Here is a 14,794-nt window from a genome sequence, read left to right as displayed (position 1 = left end):
AGAAGAGAGTGGGACAAAAATCGGTAATTCCAAAGGAATTCGATTTTGTCGTCCCACCTCCGCACAGTTGAGTAGGGCTGTAAGAGTTGATTTATTGACGCTCAAACAGTCCACTGGACTGTTTGAGGTTGGAAATAGAGAAAGCGGAGCTTTCAACCTCTCCACTCAGCAGTGGTTCATTGGTGCTAAGGCACCTAATGAACTGTGCAGGGGAAACTCTAAGTTAGTTAAAACTAACAGAGTTTCTCCCAACCCCTGCGCCTTTCAAACTAGATTATAAAAAATAAGAAGGCTAGAACTTTTGTCCCGGCCTCTTCATCTTAATCATTGAAAGTTATTTTTGCCCCTCTCTAACCACTACTTTCTAATCAAGAATTTTTGATCTGGTGTTTTTGAGAGGTACTTTCGGTCTTGGGGTTGTGACCAGATGGCATGGAAGTCAATGTCGTCAGCAAAGCGTGAATTAAAATCAACAAAGAGTTTCTCTTTCTTAGTATCCCAACCACGCGCAATATCATGGAAGTAGGTATTATTTTGGAAGGCTGGAATTTCATAGAGATCACGTGCATAGGCCCAGATATTTTTATATTCAGAAATGCTGCGCTTGATTGGTCCCAAATTACGGTAGTAATGCGTATCAAAACGTGCCAAGGTCACAAAGAAACGCACATCTGAGTCAGTCACATAGTCTCCAAATAGGAAACGGTTTGTTTCTAGAAGATTTTCAAAATAATCTAGTGTTGTAAAGAAATCTTTGAAAGCCTCATTGTAGGCGGTGATTGACTGAGCAAACATCATGCGGTAGACACCGTTGTTGACATAGGGAAAGAGGACATTGTCGTTCAAATCATCAATCTGGCTACGCAATTCCTCTGGATAGAGTTCAGGTGCGTCAGATTTTTGAAATGGTTTGAAGGCAGTCTCAAAATAATTGGTCAAGCGGTGGTAGTCATTGTTAGCTACGGTATAGGTATTAAGATCGACCAGGGCAGGAACCGTTGTGCGTCCAGTATAGTCTGGATCAGCACGGTAGTAAAATTCTGCCAAAAATTCCGCCCCAGTTTCGGGGTCACGTCCATCCTCATCGTAAGCAAAATCCCATCCGTACTTGCGTTTTTCATCAGCAGAGTGACCAACCTGATTGACAGAAATCACATCTTCAAGACCGAGAAGTTCACGAACAATTGAGGCGCGGTTTGACCAGTGGCAACCCCTTGCCCAGAAAAGACGATAGCGCCCCGCTTCTGCCTTGAGATCATTTTCGCCATCGCCAAATGGTGTGGTAAAGTGGTTGGGTTGGCGCTGAAAAGCACCACGTTCATCAATTTCAGTCTTGGTTTCAACTGGTCTTAGTTTAAGTTCTACTGGTTTGATATTTGGATTTTTTGGCATAATATACTCTTTCTAGTCTTTTTGACTTAACTTGGCACGATCTGGGGCTTCTTCCCAGCCAGATTGATCTGGACCTTTGGGTAAGATTTGGTGGGGATTAATGGTTGCACTGAGATGGTAGTGTTTCTTGATATGATCAAACTTGGTTGTTGATTTGAAGGCATCTTCTTGATAAAGATCTCTAGCATAGGTCCAGAGATTTGGAAAATCAATCAGGCGATTGCGGTTCAGATTGAAGCCATTGTAATAAGCAGTATCAAATCTTGCAAGGGTTACGTAGAGTCTGATATCTGAATCGGTAATCTGATCACCAAAGAGATAGCGTGTTTTTGACAAACGCTCCTCCAACAAGTCCAGTCTATTAAATACACGATCAAAGGCAGCCTCATAAGCATCTTGACTGGTAGCAAAGCCTGCTCGGTAGACACCATTATTGATATCATCATAGATGATGGCGTTGAGCTGATCAATTTCTTGCGCCAGCTCATCAGGGTAGAGATCTGGTGCCCCCTCCTTGTGAAAATCCTGCCACTCTTTTTCAAAAATGCGCAGCATTCCCAAAAAGTCGTTAGTGACAACTTTTCCAGTCTGTGTATCGATCAAGGCAGGAACTGTGAAGCGCCCCACATAATCAGGATTAGTATGAAGATAGGCGTCGCTGAGATAGGAAATACCGAGCACAGGATCCTTGCAATCAGGATTCAGACTAAAGGCCCAATCAGTTCTTCCCAAGTCCTTAGGACGGACAGGGTCAACAACACCGATAGAGAAAACATCCTCCAAGCCCAGCAATTTGAGGGCAATCAACTGACGATTAGCCCAAGGACAGGCATAGGAAACAATCAGTCGGTAGCGACCTGCCTCTAAGGGAAAGTCATCTGAACCCGAGCCAAAGTGACCTAAAAACTGCGATTGCTGGCGCTGAAAATTGCCATCAGCATCAATTTCTTGTTTTACATAAGCAGTCGGCATTAGTAATCACCTTCCATCCATTTGAAAATAGCAGAGCTTTCTTGGAGAAAACCTCCAAAGGCTAAGGCAGACATTTCTTTTTTGAGGATTCTGTCATAGGTTTTCTGCTTCTTTGTTTGTTTCGTTTTCGTCATCCTAGTACCTCCCGATTTCACTTTCAAAGCGGTAGCCATCTGGTAGGAAGAAACCTTCGTCTTCCATCCACTGGAGACCCTCAGCTGTCCCATGTCCAAAATGTGAAAAGGCTGTTTTATTACGTTTGAATCCATACTTTTCATAGAGGGTCAGAGTCTGAGGGTGGGTGTAGAGAATGATATTGATGCCCTGCAATTTTTCCAAAAGCGTCGTAATAATCGTATGGCCAACATGCTGCTTCTGATAATCAGGGTCAACAGCAACATTGTAGATAGCTCCTTGCGAGACAAAGTCTGTCAGGGCACGACCAACACCGATAACCTTATCCCCATCCTTGATGAAGATGGTGATATCACTATTTTTGAAGGCCTTCTCATTGGCTGAACGGTCTGAGCTTGAACCAAGTCCTGCCTTATGAAGGACATCTGTCACTTGGTCGTAGTCGACTAGATTGGGATCTGTTTCAATCGTGTAGGGAAATGTCATCTGCTTCTCCTTAATCGTAGCTTGGTGAGTAATCTGCACCAAAGTATTTTTCATTGATTTTCTTAGAAGTGCCATCTTCAATGACTTCTTTCAAGGCTTCATTAACATCTTTTTGAAGTTCTTCTTGGTCTTTAGCGAAAACAAAGTAACTGTAAGGCTCAACTAAAAGTTCCTTAGCAAGATCTCCTGAGACATCTTGTGAGGTCAACTCATAATCGTTCTCCTTTTGGTAATACTCGAACATTGGTTTGTCCATGAGAAGGAAATCATATTTACCACTCTCGACGGCCTGCAATTGTGAGGTCAGGTCTTCTTGTGAGTAATTGAAAGAAATGGTAGCGTCAGGATTCTCCTTATTGTAACTTTCAATTGCTGTTGAAGTGTTGACACCAGTAGAACCAACAGTTGATAGACCTGCTAGATCGCTCCAAGAGCTGATTTGCTTACCAGGATCCTTCTTAGGATTGAAAATAACCACGTATGAGTTAGCAAAGATAGGATCTGAGAAGAGATAGTTGGCTTCACGTTCAGCATTTTTAGCGATATTATTTGCTCCCATCTGGTAGCGACCTGACGAAAGACCTGTAAAAATTGATGAAAACTCTGTCTGAACAATTTTCAACTTATACTGTGGCAATTTCTTAAAGACGGCCTTGACCAAATCAATGTTTTGGCCCTGCAATTTTCCATCAGAACCCGTAAACGAAAAGGGTGCGGGGTTACCACCTGTTGCGACTACAATAGTCTTTTGACTGCTAGTTTTGGCATCCGTTTTTTGCGTCAAAAAGGTAGCTACAAGCGCAAATACAGCAATCAGAGCTAGGCTCCATCCAATAACTTTTTTCATCTTTTAATCTCCTTTTTCTTAACTTGTTCTTATGATACCACCGTAGAACTGGTCTGCATAATCTTTATTATTTATAGCTGGCTATAAGAAATTTTTATGGCAGAATGACTGGCTTTTCTGACTGCATTTGAGATAAGATTATCCTATAAAAGAAAGGACTTACTATGAACGATTGGAAAGCAATTATTGACCACTATAAAGAGCAGTTCCTTAATGATTTGGATGGTCTTCTTAGAATTCCATCTGTTAAGGACCCAAAGACGGCTAGCCCTAATCAACCTTTTGGCTCAGCAATTGACCAAGCCCTCAACTATATGTTAAGTCTCGGTGAGCGCGACGGTTTTAGGAGCTATAACTGCCATGGATACGCTGGTCATCTGGAAATTGGTCAAGGGGAATCTAGCATTGGGATTCTGAGTCATCTTGATGTTGTCCCAGCTGATCCTGACCAGTGGGATAGCGACCCTTTCACCTCACTTATCAAGGACGGCAAGCTCTATGCTCGTGGCAGTCTGGATGACAAGGGCCCTAGTCTCATGGCCTACTACGCCGTGAAAATCCTCAATGATTTAGGCGTCGAGTGGAAAAAACGCCTGAGACTTATCTATGGCACCGACGAGGAAAATGGTTGGGAGGGTGTCGACCATTACTTCAAAGAACAGGATATGCCTGACTTTGGCTTAGTTCCGGACGGGATTTTTCCTATGATTTATGCAGAAAAAGGCAGTGCTAATCTACTTTTCAAAAAACAGACAAGTCCATCTCAGCAGCTGATTCATTTTGAGGCTGGCTCCGCTTTTAACCAAGTCCCTGACCGCGCAAGCGCCCAACTAAAGGGAACTGATCAATTAGCCCAGTCCTTCCAAGATTTTTTGACCACTCAAAAGCTTAAGGGACAAGTTTCTTTTGAAAACGACATTTACGAGCTCACTTTAATCGGACAAGCTGCCCATGCAGCCAACCCAGCAGCTGGTCTCAATGCAGCAAGTCTACTCAGTCAATTTTTAATTCAAGAACATTTAGACCAAGAAGCTAGTCAGTTTCTAGCATTTCTAGACAGATACTTTATTTTCAGTCCTGACGCAGACAAGCTTGGACTAGTATTTCAAGATCAAGACTTAGGAAATAATAGCCTCAACCTAGCCCTCTTATCCTATCATCAAGGACAGATTGAAATTGGCGTCAACTTCCGCTATCCAGCTAGCTTTTCATTTGAGACGGCTAGCAAAAGATTCCAAGAAATTGCTGAGCAGGAGGCATTTGATTTTGAAATAATCAGCCATCAAAAAGCCAGTCAGACAGATTTAGATCTCGAAGAAACACAGCTCCTACTTGATATTTACCGTGAAAAGACTGGTGACTTAACACCGCCACTTGCAATTGGTGGCATTACCTATGGCAGACTCTTCAAGAAGGGCTTGACCTTTGGACCAGCCTTCCTCAACAAGCCAGCTACCCTCCACCAACCCAACGAATATATCCTACTAGACGATCTCTTTTTAGCCTTGGAAATCTACCTAGAAGGACTTTATCGACTGGCAACTGTCGAGGGATCAGAAAAATAAAAAATCCAAGCTCATGAAAGAGTTTGGATTTTTGGCTACTAAGACCTACTTAGTCTTCTTTTGATTTTTTTCCGCGGCTAATTGTAGTTAGGATAAGTCCGATTAAGCCCAAACCTGCTAGGCTTGCAAGGAAACTTTGTCCTTCTGTTTCGCCTGTACTTGGGAGACTGCCACGTTTCAAGCCTGTTCCAGTACTTGTGCTAGTAGTTGAAGCGCTAGAATCACTACCAACTTGACCTGGCTCAACCTTAATTTGAACTGCGTAGGTCTCGTTGTAAACGCCAGGGACATTAACATGGATTGACGCATTGTAAGTTGTTTTACCTTCAGTGTAAGGGAATCTTACCACACGAACTGAACCGTTATCTGATACAACACTTGCTGCCTGACCTTCAATCCAGAAACCTTCAACCATGTAGGCATTGGCTTTAAAAGTCAATTCAACATATTTTTGACCATCCACAGTGACAATTTTTCCGTTACTATTGACATAGTTCTGCATAACAGATGTTTCACTTGTTCCATTCTTAAAGACAGTGATACGCGCAGCTTGTTCATCTGCACTGAGACTTGGAAGGATATCTGTTGCTTGGTTAGTTGCTGCGCTCTGTGCAGAAGATGCTGAAGAACTTCCTGAAGTGCTTGGGTTAGGTTGAGCTGCTGTTTGCTGCACAGCTTTGACACTAGATGAAACTTGAATCTGAACATTGTAAGTTTCTTCGTAAAGTCCTGGGACGGCAACGTGAATAGCACCTTGGTAGACTTTTGAGCCTGTGTAGGCAAATCTCACCACGCGCGTATTTCCACTATCAGAAACAACTGTCACTGCTTGACCGTCTACGCTAAAACCTTTAACCATTGAAGCATTTGATGTGAAGGTCATTTCAACATACTGCTTACCATCAACAGTCACAATCTTAGCTGAAGAGCTGACAAATTTCTGCATTGCTGATTGCTCACTAGTACCATTTTTATAGATAGTGATACTTGCATTGCCTTGGCTTGGTTCAGTTGTCACTTGGCTAGTCTTAGCAGTTGTTGTTTGACTTGTTGTCGCCTTAGTTGTTGCAGAACTGCTTGTAGTAGCTTCTGTAGTTGTCTGTTTTGTCGTTGCTACTGTTGTTGAACTTGTTGTCGCCTCTGTCGCTTGGCTGGTTTCAGTTGTCGTCGTTGTAGGAACTGGACGACTAACCTTAGTTGGCTCTGTTTCTAGTTGACCAATGTGCATTGGGACTGTGTAGGCGTTTTTATAGGTACCCATAGCAACATTGAAGACAGTTGTATAATCTGAAACTGATGGGTCATATGTGAAGCTTGCCTTACCGTCAATAATCGGGACAATGACACCGTTAACAGAGAATGATGTAATACCTGTTGTTTTGGTAAAGGTCAAGGTCGCCTTGTCTCCTGAAATCTCAACAGTACCATCAATGTAATCTTGCATTGAAGAATATTTGGTTTGGTCTTTTTGATTGAGGAGATAAACTTTCTCTGTCTTGGAGCTGACAGCCTCTGTTGTACTTGTAGTTGCTTCGGTTGTAGCACTCGTTGTTGAGCTTGTTGTCGCTTCAGTCTCTAGACTAGTCTCAGTTGTTGTCGTTGTTGTAGCAGCTGGACGACTAACCTTAGTTGGCTCTGTTTCAAGCTTTCCAATGTGGAGGGGAACTTGATGGCTTGCTTTGTAGTTCCCCATTTGAACATCAAAGCTAGTATTATAGTCTGATTGACCTTCCTTGTAGGTAAAGGTTGCCTTACCATCTACGATAGGCACTTCTACTCCATCAACCTTAAAGGATGTAATTCCAGTTGTTTTAGTAAAGGTCAAGGTTGCCTTGTCTCCTGAAATCTCAGCAGTACCAGTAATGTAATCCTGCATAGAAGAATACTTAGTCTGATCCTTTTGATTTAGGAAGTAGGCTTTTTCAATCTTACTACTTGTCTGAGTGGTTGTTGGCTCCGTTGTTGTAGTAGTGCTTGTTGTCGTTGCTTCAGTCGTTGTTGTGGTCGTTGTTTCAACATGTTCAACATATCGATAGACGATAGTTGTTGTTCCTTCGGCAATGCTACCGCTGGCTGAACCAGATACCAAACCTTGCAGGTCATATTGCTTACCAGCAAGTGAGAGGCTAGCTGGGGCTGTGCTTTGGTAGCTAGTTCCAACAAGAGCATCATCGTAAAGGGTTTGTGACTGTAATACATTACCGTTCTGATCAACATAATTGACCACCAAGTCACCTGTTTTTTCAGGTTCTGCAACCACACGCAAAATAGCATCGTGGTTAGCATCGTAGTTCATGGCAGCAACTGTGATATGAATGTGTGCTGTGTAATCCGTCTGTCCTTCGACATAGGCAAAACGAACAGTTCTCGTATTTGCAGCAGTATCTTCAGCTACGGTAGTTACAGGAACACCGTTAACTGAGAAAGATTGCCACCATGACGCATTGGTAATAGTGAATTGAACGTATTTTTGACCGTTGACTGTTACAATCTCTTGATTGCTTGTAGAGATATAGTTATTCATCATCGATGTCAATGATGGTGCGCTTGCTTGGTAGGCAGTTACCGTTGCAGAGCGACTTGTTTCAGTAGCATAAACAATATTGCCGCTATTTGTAGGGGCGAGCACTTGAGGGGCATAAGCTGCAAAAGCAAGCGTTGAGACTGCCGCTAGGCGAATCCAATGTTGTTTTTTCATAATCTAACTCCTTAAAGCTTTAAATTTTCATTTTCTTATTCACAAGATAGATGAGTGCTGGCGCACCCATAAAGGCAAAGAGAATACTTGCCTGAATTTCAAGAGGAAGAAAGAGCGTTCTTCCCAAAGTGTCTGTAAGTAGCATCAAACTAGCACCTAAAAGGGCTGTAAAGGGATAAAAATACCGATAATGACGTCCAATCAAACGACTTGACAAATGCGGCACCAAGAGCCCAACAAAAGCAATATTTCCTGCCAGAGCTGTTGATAGACTAGCCATCAGAGCAATCCCTACAATGAGGATTCCTCGGTAGAGTCCAACTCTAGCACCTAAGCCAATTGCGACCTCATCATTGAAGCGCAGCACTTCAACCATTGGTCCTAGCAGATAATAAACCACTAGTATCGGGATTAAGAGCGTAGCCAGTCGAACGTCAGCCCAACTAACCTGACCAAATCCTGCCGGTAGCTGAATCAAGGGATCCAGCTTTGCCATGTCCAAAAGAGCCGTAAGAGCTGCGTTTAGAGCAAGTCCTGTAATCAGGACCTTGAGTGGACTGAAACTTTGACGATAGGATAGGACCCAGATCATGGCGAGGACCAGGAGACCACCCAAAAGAGAGAGGGCACTGCTGAGCATGAGTAGGTTGGGGAAGGCTAGGAGAACCAAGAGTTTGGCTAGGAGCGCTCCTGAATTGATACCGATTAGGCTGGGATCAGCCAGGGGATTTTTGAGGATAACCTGCAACAAGAGCCCTGAGATCGCTAGGCCCATCCCTACCAGAATAGCTAGCAGAATCCTAGGTAGTCGCAAATCGACAACTGCTAAAAAGCTATCACTGGCACGACCTTGTAAGGCACTGATTAGGTCTGAAAAGCTTAGTTCTAGGCTACCTGAACTAAGGGCATACAGTAAAAGAAGCAAAAAGACAAGAAACAGAGTGAGTAATCTTAGACTTGGTCGCATTAGTTGCCTCCGTAGAAACGCTGGTAGAGGTCTGCTACTGCTTGACCAGCTCGGATATTGGCTGTAATTCCAAAGGGATCTTCATCCAAATCGTAAACCTTGCCTTCCTGAACAGCCTTAAAATGCTGCCAGATAGTATTGGTCTTGAATTCTTTCTCGTACATCTTCTTAACCTGAGAAGGATAGGCGTGAGAAAGTCTCAAAATAATATCTGGATTGGTATCCTGAATGTACTCAGTATTTGATGAAATGTAGGCTGAATCAGTTTCTGTAATAACATTCTCACCACCTGCAAGACTGACCAGGTTACCGATATAAGACTTTTCAGTCGCAAAGAGGTAGGAACCTGGCAGCCCCATTAAAATCAAAACCTTTGGCTTGGTCGTCTGACTTGAAACCTGACTTGATGTCTCTGAGATTTGTGCAGAGATACTATCAATCAAGGCTTGAGCCTCAGTCTCCTTGTCAAATCGTTTTCCCATCTTAGTGATGGAGGCATACATCCCATCAACACTATCAAAGTCATAGTAAGTTACCTTGCTCTCCAGACTTCCATAGGACTCCTTGGTCTCACCTTTGATTGTAGAAACCGAGATTATATCGGTTGGCTTAAGCGATGCGATTATTTCAGCATTTGGTCCCATAGCAGAGCCAATTGTTGTCACAGACTGGTAGCGCTCTGGTAAGGTTTTCGATGTCTCAGGGACTCCTACTAAATCCAAGCCTAATTTATCTAGAACTTCTGTTGTGGTCACCGTTGTTGAAACGATCCTAAACTGACCATCAGCTGCGCTAGAACTTGATGTACTTGATTGATTTGACTGACAGGCAACTAGAAAACAGAGGGCGAGTAGACTGACAAGAAGAGCTATGAATCTTCTCATGAGCGTTTCTTCCACCAGTAAGCTAGCCCTGACAAGCCTAGAAAGGCAATGATAAGGCTAAGAATCCATACCATTCCTTGATTTGAGCTTGCCTTGCTTTCTGAAGTTGATTCCTTACTTGACTTTGTAGTGCTTTCTGTGGTTGCTTTAGTCGTCGTTTCTTGACTGCTGCTAGTTGTGCTTGTAGTGGTTGTCGTACTTGCCTTGGCCGTTTCGTCAGCAATTTTTTGATTGACCTCCTCAAGTTGCTTGTTGAGCTCATCAAGATTTGCTGTGCTTGAACTTTGTGCCAAACTTGCTGCAGCAGTTGAGTCAAAGGACATATAGGTTGTGTATTTTCCTTCATAATTAAGTGCTGGCGCTGCAACATGGACATAACAGGTTTGCAAGGCTGTTATATCTGAAACGGTGAAGCTGACTTGATTGTCAGAAACGAGGGTCACATCTGCCCCGTTGACCTTAAATTCTTGCCAGTATTCAGGATGCAAGATAGTCAATAGTACGGTGTAGCTGCCATTCGCTTCGCGAGTGACACTTGCTGGCGAAACGATATATTGCTGCATCATTGATGTGCCAGACTGATCTTCTTTCAAGATTGTGACACCAACAGAGGCTGTCTTACTTGTTGATGCTGTCTGAGCTTCTTGAATTTGCTGAGTTAGGTTAGCTTTTTGAGTATTTAAGTCAGAAAGCGTATCTGCTTGAACCTGCCCTGCCATTAAACTAAGCCCTAATCCACAAATCAATAATCCTTTATAGTAGCTTTTCACTGCTTTTCTTTTTCCTCCTAACTGTCACATAAATTCCGATGACGAGAGCTAATGCTGCCAAAACCACAGGTATCAAAATACGATAAAGCGCATACATTTTAGCCTGTGAAAGGGCAGATTTTAGCTCAGTTAACTGACTCTTGCTGATGTCCAGCTCAAAGTCGATAGGATAGGTATGATGGTAGCTGAGCGCTTCACCCTCTACCTCTTCCTCAATATCAACCTTTACGGTTGCATCCATCTTCTCCTCAATAGATTGCAACTTAAAGGTCCACTGGCCAGTCTCATTTTCAAGACTGGTGTGTTTAACAGCTTCTTGACCATCAAAGGTCACCTTGCTGATCCAATTTTCATGATTAACCTTAAAGGTTAAGTACCATTGCCCGTCTTCTTGATAAATCGTGATTGGTTTATCAAAATAACCATTGGCAATCGAAGCATCCTGACTACCCTCTTTTAAAACAGTGTAGTCAATCTCATAATCTTTTGCTTGAACCTTACTAGCTCCTAAAAAAACGAGAAAGAAAGCAGCTAGCAAAAGACATAATCTTAAAACTTTTTTCGTTATCATCACCTCCATAGATAATTATGTTTATTATATCACAAAATAGCAACAAAATTTATAAAATTCTTATTTATTTGAATATTATCACAGCTTATACAATCCCTTAGCTATCAGCTTGAAAGCATAATCATAATCATTTTCATTTTAAAGATGCAAAAACAAACAAAAAAATCTATAAATTATCATCAAAATCTGATTTTTATAGATTTTCTTCTCATTTTAAATTTGCTCTTTTGCAAACGAAATCAAACGGTTAAAAAGTTGCTGGTGGGCAGGATTATCAATCAAAAATTCTGGATGCCACTGGACAGCCAACAAGGGATAATCTTCCAAAGACACCGCCTCAACAATCCCATCTCTAGGATCACGCGCCTCCACTTCTAAACCTTGACCTAATTGATCAAGTGCCTGATGATGTACTGAATTAACCTCCAGACCATCTGGCAGAAGCTGAGCTAATTGACTATCGGACTCAAGTTCAATGGTGTGGCTCGTTCCAAGAGGTAGCCCCTGACTGTGATTGTCAATATGGGCAAATAAGCTACCGCCCAAAGTCACATTGAGAAGTTGCATACCACGACAGACTGCTAAGATTGGTTTTCGCTGGGCTAGCGCTTCTTTCAGTAAGGCTTGCTCAAAAAGATCCCTTTCTAACAAATAATCAGCGTCAGCATTTTCCAAAAGGTGACCGCCATAGAGTGAGGGATGAATATCCTGACCCCCAGTCAAAATAAGGGCATCAATTGTATCAATGTAAGACTTGGCCAAATCAGGCTGACTAATTGGCAGATAGACTGGAAGGCCACCCGCTGCCTTGACGCCATCCGCAAAATGTCGAGATGAGGACAGGTGCACGATGGGAATATCAGCAGAAATCGGTTTTTCATTGGCAGAAATCCCCACAATAATTGGTTTTGACATCAGACTTCTCCTTCTACACGATAAAAGTGATCCGGTCCAAAAGTCTCCCAGTGAAAATTCTCCTCAAAGTTAAACTCTGGAATACCCTTGGTCATCTGCGACAGCTTTTGCCTAGCCAAAAGTGGATCCAGTTCAGGCTTTGCAGCCAAAAGATACTGAGTATAGGGATGTTGTGGGTGATCAAAAAGATGTTCTGCCGGTGCAATCTCAACCAATTTTCCATGATAGAGGACCGCAATCCGATCAGAGATATGACGAACCACCGACAGGTCATGAGAAATGAAGAGATAAGCAAGGTTAAGTTCTGTTTGCAGATCCTTAAGAAGCTTGAGAATCTGCGCTTGAATAGACACATCAAGAGCCGATGTCGGCTCATCACAGACGATAAATTCAGGTTGATTGATCACAGCTCTAGCGATTCCGATACGCTGGCGCTGACCACCTGAGAATTCACGAGGAAGTTTGTTGACGGCTTCACCCTCGAGACCTACTAATTTTAAGATTTCTTCAGCCTTGGCAAGTGCTTCCTTCTTACCAAGTCCAAGCAGAGGCTCTGCGACAATCTCCAAGGCAGTCATGCGTGGATTGAGGGCTGAATAGGGATCTTGAAAGATAATTTGGAGTTGTTGGGAAATCTGCTGGCGCTGCTTTTTCGAAAGAGTCGTCAACTCTTGTCCCTTGAAATAAATCTGTCCCTGACTGGAATCTTCCAAGCCTAAAATAATTCGACCAAGTGTTGTCTTACCAGAACCTGACTCACCAACCAAGCCCAGCGTTTCTCCTGGACGAATGGATAAACTTACCTGATCCAAGGCCTTGACAGACAAGAGCTGCTTCTTATCTCGACCGGTCTTGAAGACCTTGGTCACAGCCTCCAAACGTATAAGATCTTCTGTCATTTATACCTCCTCTAAATAGCGGTGCGTCTCAGATAAAGCAATCAGTTGACTGCTTTTATTTGTCAATACAAATCCCTGTTCATCCTGACTATCATCATCTAAGTCAGCAGCTCTCAGCAATTGCTTAGTATAGCTGTGCTGTGGTCGATAAAAAATATCTTCAACTGTTCCTTCTTCAACCAATTGCCCCTTATACATAACCTTGACAGTATCACACATCCCAGCAATAACACCGAAATCATGACTAACCAGAATGATGCTAAGATCACTTTCTTTCTGAATAGACTTCAAGAGACTGAGAATTTGCGCCTGAATCGTAACATCTAGTGCCGTCGTTGGCTCATCCGCAATTAGCAGTTCTGGCTTGGCAAGCAAAGCCATGGCAATCATAATTCTTTGTCGCATACCACCTGACAGTTCAAAAGGATACTGATTGAGGCGTTTTTCAGGTTGCGGAATACCAACCTGAGTCAGAACTTCAATGGCTAACTGCTCTGCATCTTCATCACTGATCGTCTCGTCATGTCTAAAGATAACTTCTGCCAGATGAAAAGAAATCTTACGCAGAGGATTTAAGGAAGTCATGGGATCTTGAAAAATCATAGCGATTGGAAGATCCTGACTCTGTGAAACTTCCTGTCCCTTGAAATGATAGGATTGGTAAGTCTCCTCCAAACCGTCAGGAAGAATGCCCATCAGTGCTTTCATCGACAAGCTTTTCCCAGAACCAGATTCTCCAATGATACCTAGCACCTTCCCCTTATCCAAACTAAAATCAATCGGTCTCACAAGTTGCTCTGGCTGAGCTTTTTTAACCCTTTTGTCAATCTGCAGGGCTCTAATACTGAGTAGTTGTTCTGTCATATTATACCTCTCTCTGTAGATGTGACTTGAAGAGTTCACTAAGATTATTGATTGAATAGATGGTCAAAAGTACAAAAATCCCTGGCAAAATCGCCATATAAGGTGCCCTTTGAAGACTGCTCTGCGCATTTTGCAAGAGACTCCCCCAAGACGACATCGGTTGTTGAATACCCATTCCCAAGAAGGATAGGGCTGACTCTGTCATGATAGCATTTGAGATGGCATTTGTCGCTGCAACAATCAAGATTGGTAAGATATTTGGCAAGATGTGACGAATCATAATACGGCTCTTCTTCTCACCGATAAATTCACTATAACGAACAAAATCACGATTTTTAATAGCCATGGTTTCCGCACGAATCAGACGCGAAATCCCCATCCATGAGAAACAACCGATTACGATGATAATGGTCGTCAAACCAGGTCTCAGAAAGACACTGAGCACAATAACCAAAACCAACCAAGGAATCGAAGATAGGATTTCCACCAGACGCATGAGGAGATTGTCCAACCAACCACCGAAGTAACCAGACACAATCCCAACTAGACTACCAATAAAAGTTGACGCCAGCATGGCTGAAAAGCCGACAATCAGCGACACACGCCCACCGTATATAACACGGATAAAGTAATCTCTCCCCAAATCATCAGTCCCAAACCAGTGAGACAAGCTCGGCGCCTGCCAGGTTTCATTGACATGCGTCGCTGTCGGACTAAAAGGAAATAGCGGAGCAAATAAGGAAAGCAAAATCAAGAAAACCAAGAAAGCAAATGAAAAGAGATAGAGCTTGGAAGCCTTGATAGATTGCCAGTAAGCCTTGATCATATC

General features: G+C 42.8%; 15 protein-coding genes and 1 pseudogene. 2 read left to right on the top strand and 14 right to left on the bottom strand.

Features of this window, described 5'->3' with window-relative positions:
- Positions 1-280 (top strand): annotated as a pseudogene (locus JOC28_RS06080) (hypothetical protein); the annotation flags it as partial.
- Positions 281-357: 77 nt separating this feature from the next.
- Here JOC28_RS06080 and JOC28_RS06075 read toward each other — a convergent pair.
- From JOC28_RS06075 to JOC28_RS06060, 5 genes are read right to left on the bottom strand one after another with little or no spacing between them, the layout of a single operon-like run.
- A complete protein-coding gene (locus JOC28_RS06075; RefSeq protein ID WP_205009757.1) occupies positions 358-1,392 on the bottom strand; it encodes a glutathione S-transferase C-terminal domain-containing protein in 1,035 nt (344 codons plus the stop codon).
- Between the two features lie 12 nt (positions 1,393-1,404).
- Positions 1,405-2,364 carry a glutathione S-transferase family protein gene (locus tag JOC28_RS06070; protein WP_205009756.1) on the bottom strand — a complete coding sequence of 320 codons (960 nt, stop codon included), beginning with the start codon at positions 2,362-2,364 and terminating at the stop codon, positions 1,405-1,407.
- The gene (locus JOC28_RS10820; RefSeq protein ID WP_275582261.1) at positions 2,364-2,498 is read right to left on the bottom strand and encodes a hypothetical protein; all 135 of its coding nucleotides are present in this window, start codon (positions 2,496-2,498) and stop codon (positions 2,364-2,366) included. The genes JOC28_RS06070 and JOC28_RS10820 overlap by 1 nt, the downstream gene beginning before the upstream one ends.
- Position 2,499: 1 nt before the next feature.
- Positions 2,500-2,985: a GNAT family N-acetyltransferase gene (locus JOC28_RS06065; protein WP_205009755.1), complete on the bottom strand. Its 486-nt coding sequence runs from the start codon at positions 2,983-2,985 to the stop codon at positions 2,500-2,502.
- A 10-nt stretch (positions 2,986-2,995) separates the two neighbouring features.
- Positions 2,996-3,832: a transporter substrate-binding domain-containing protein gene (locus tag JOC28_RS06060; protein WP_205009754.1), complete on the bottom strand. Its 837-nt coding sequence runs from the start codon at positions 3,830-3,832 to the stop codon at positions 2,996-2,998.
- Positions 3,833-3,996: 164 nt separating this feature from the next.
- On the opposite strand from JOC28_RS06060, the gene pepV reads away from it, so the two are divergent.
- Positions 3,997-5,397, top strand: a complete 1,401-nt coding sequence (gene pepV, locus JOC28_RS06055; protein ID WP_205009752.1) for a dipeptidase PepV — start codon at positions 3,997-3,999, stop codon at positions 5,395-5,397.
- A gap of 49 nt (positions 5,398-5,446) precedes the next feature.
- On the opposite strand, the gene JOC28_RS06050 is transcribed toward pepV, so the two are convergent.
- The 9 genes from JOC28_RS06050 to JOC28_RS06010 form a co-directional block, all read right to left on the bottom strand.
- Positions 5,447-8,095 carry an NEAT domain-containing protein gene (locus tag JOC28_RS06050; protein ID WP_205009751.1) on the bottom strand — a complete coding sequence of 883 codons (2,649 nt, stop codon included), beginning with the start codon at positions 8,093-8,095 and terminating at the stop codon, positions 5,447-5,449.
- Between the two features lie 19 nt (positions 8,096-8,114).
- A complete protein-coding gene (locus tag JOC28_RS06045; RefSeq protein WP_205009750.1) occupies positions 8,115-9,062 on the bottom strand; it encodes a FecCD family ABC transporter permease in 948 nt (315 codons plus the stop codon).
- Positions 9,062-9,946, bottom strand: coding sequence for a heme ABC transporter substrate-binding protein IsdE (gene isdE / locus JOC28_RS06040; RefSeq protein WP_205009749.1), 885 nt, complete (start codon positions 9,944-9,946; stop codon positions 9,062-9,064). The genes JOC28_RS06045 and isdE overlap by 1 nt, the downstream gene beginning before the upstream one ends.
- Entirely contained in the window at positions 9,943-10,716 is a 774-nt protein-coding gene (locus JOC28_RS06035; protein WP_205009748.1) for an NEAT domain-containing protein, read from the bottom strand. Before JOC28_RS06035 ends, isdE begins: the two co-directional genes overlap by 4 nt.
- Complete coding sequence (locus JOC28_RS06030; protein WP_205009747.1) at positions 10,700-11,287, bottom strand: NEAT domain-containing protein; 588 nt, start codon at positions 11,285-11,287, stop codon at positions 10,700-10,702. Before JOC28_RS06030 ends, JOC28_RS06035 begins: the two co-directional genes overlap by 17 nt.
- Positions 11,288-11,500: 213 nt before the next feature.
- Complete coding sequence (locus JOC28_RS06025; protein WP_205009746.1) at positions 11,501-12,202, bottom strand: gamma-glutamyl-gamma-aminobutyrate hydrolase family protein; 702 nt, start codon at positions 12,200-12,202, stop codon at positions 11,501-11,503.
- Entirely contained in the window at positions 12,202-13,101 is a 900-nt protein-coding gene (locus JOC28_RS06020) for an ATP-binding cassette domain-containing protein (RefSeq protein WP_205009745.1), read from the bottom strand. Before JOC28_RS06020 ends, JOC28_RS06025 begins: the two co-directional genes overlap by 1 nt.
- Entirely contained in the window at positions 13,102-13,965 is an 864-nt protein-coding gene (locus JOC28_RS06015; RefSeq protein WP_205009744.1) for an ABC transporter ATP-binding protein, read from the bottom strand.
- A gap of 1 nt (position 13,966) precedes the next feature.
- Positions 13,967-14,791, bottom strand: a complete 825-nt coding sequence (locus JOC28_RS06010) for an ABC transporter permease (protein ID WP_205009743.1) — start codon at positions 14,789-14,791, stop codon at positions 13,967-13,969.
- Between the last annotated feature and the right edge of the window lie 3 nt (positions 14,792-14,794).

This window comes from Streptococcus loxodontisalivarius, from assembly GCF_016908645.1.
Taxonomy (GTDB): Bacteria; Bacillota; Bacilli; order Lactobacillales; family Streptococcaceae; genus Streptococcus; species Streptococcus loxodontisalivarius.
Note: the sequence above shows the minus strand (reverse complement) of the source record. Positions and strands in the feature narration are given on the sequence as shown.

What these genes read in the sequence shown, in the direction of transcription:
- JOC28_RS06075 (WP_205009757.1), bottom strand. Translation starts at nt 1,392, where the DNA reads ATGCCAAAAAATCCAAATATCAAACCAGTAGAACTTAAACTAAGACCA.
- JOC28_RS06070 (WP_205009756.1), bottom strand. Translation starts at nt 2,364, where the DNA reads ATGCCGACTGCTTATGTAAAACAAGAAATTGATGCTGATGGCAATTTT.
- JOC28_RS10820 (WP_275582261.1), bottom strand. Translation starts at nt 2,498, where the DNA reads ATGACGAAAACGAAACAAACAAAGAAGCAGAAAACCTATGACAGAATC.
- JOC28_RS06065 (WP_205009755.1), bottom strand. Translation starts at nt 2,985, where the DNA reads ATGACATTTCCCTACACGATTGAAACAGATCCCAATCTAGTCGACTAC.
- JOC28_RS06060 (WP_205009754.1), bottom strand. Translation starts at nt 3,832, where the DNA reads ATGAAAAAAGTTATTGGATGGAGCCTAGCTCTGATTGCTGTATTTGCG.
- pepV (WP_205009752.1), top strand. Translation starts at nt 3,997, where the DNA reads ATGAACGATTGGAAAGCAATTATTGACCACTATAAAGAGCAGTTCCTT.
- JOC28_RS06050 (WP_205009751.1), bottom strand. Translation starts at nt 8,095, where the DNA reads ATGAAAAAACAACATTGGATTCGCCTAGCGGCAGTCTCAACGCTTGCT.
- JOC28_RS06045 (WP_205009750.1), bottom strand. Translation starts at nt 9,062, where the DNA reads ATGCGACCAAGTCTAAGATTACTCACTCTGTTTCTTGTCTTTTTGCTT.
- isdE (WP_205009749.1), bottom strand. Translation starts at nt 9,946, where the DNA reads ATGAGAAGATTCATAGCTCTTCTTGTCAGTCTACTCGCCCTCTGTTTT.
- JOC28_RS06030 (WP_205009747.1), bottom strand. Translation starts at nt 11,287, where the DNA reads ATGATAACGAAAAAAGTTTTAAGATTATGTCTTTTGCTAGCTGCTTTC.
- JOC28_RS06025 (WP_205009746.1), bottom strand. Translation starts at nt 12,202, where the DNA reads ATGTCAAAACCAATTATTGTGGGGATTTCTGCCAATGAAAAACCGATT.
- JOC28_RS06020 (WP_205009745.1), bottom strand. Translation starts at nt 13,101, where the DNA reads ATGACAGAAGATCTTATACGTTTGGAGGCTGTGACCAAGGTCTTCAAG.
- JOC28_RS06015 (WP_205009744.1), bottom strand. Translation starts at nt 13,965, where the DNA reads ATGACAGAACAACTACTCAGTATTAGAGCCCTGCAGATTGACAAAAGG.
- JOC28_RS06010 (WP_205009743.1), bottom strand. Translation starts at nt 14,791, where the DNA reads ATGATCAAGGCTTACTGGCAATCTATCAAGGCTTCCAAGCTCTATCTC.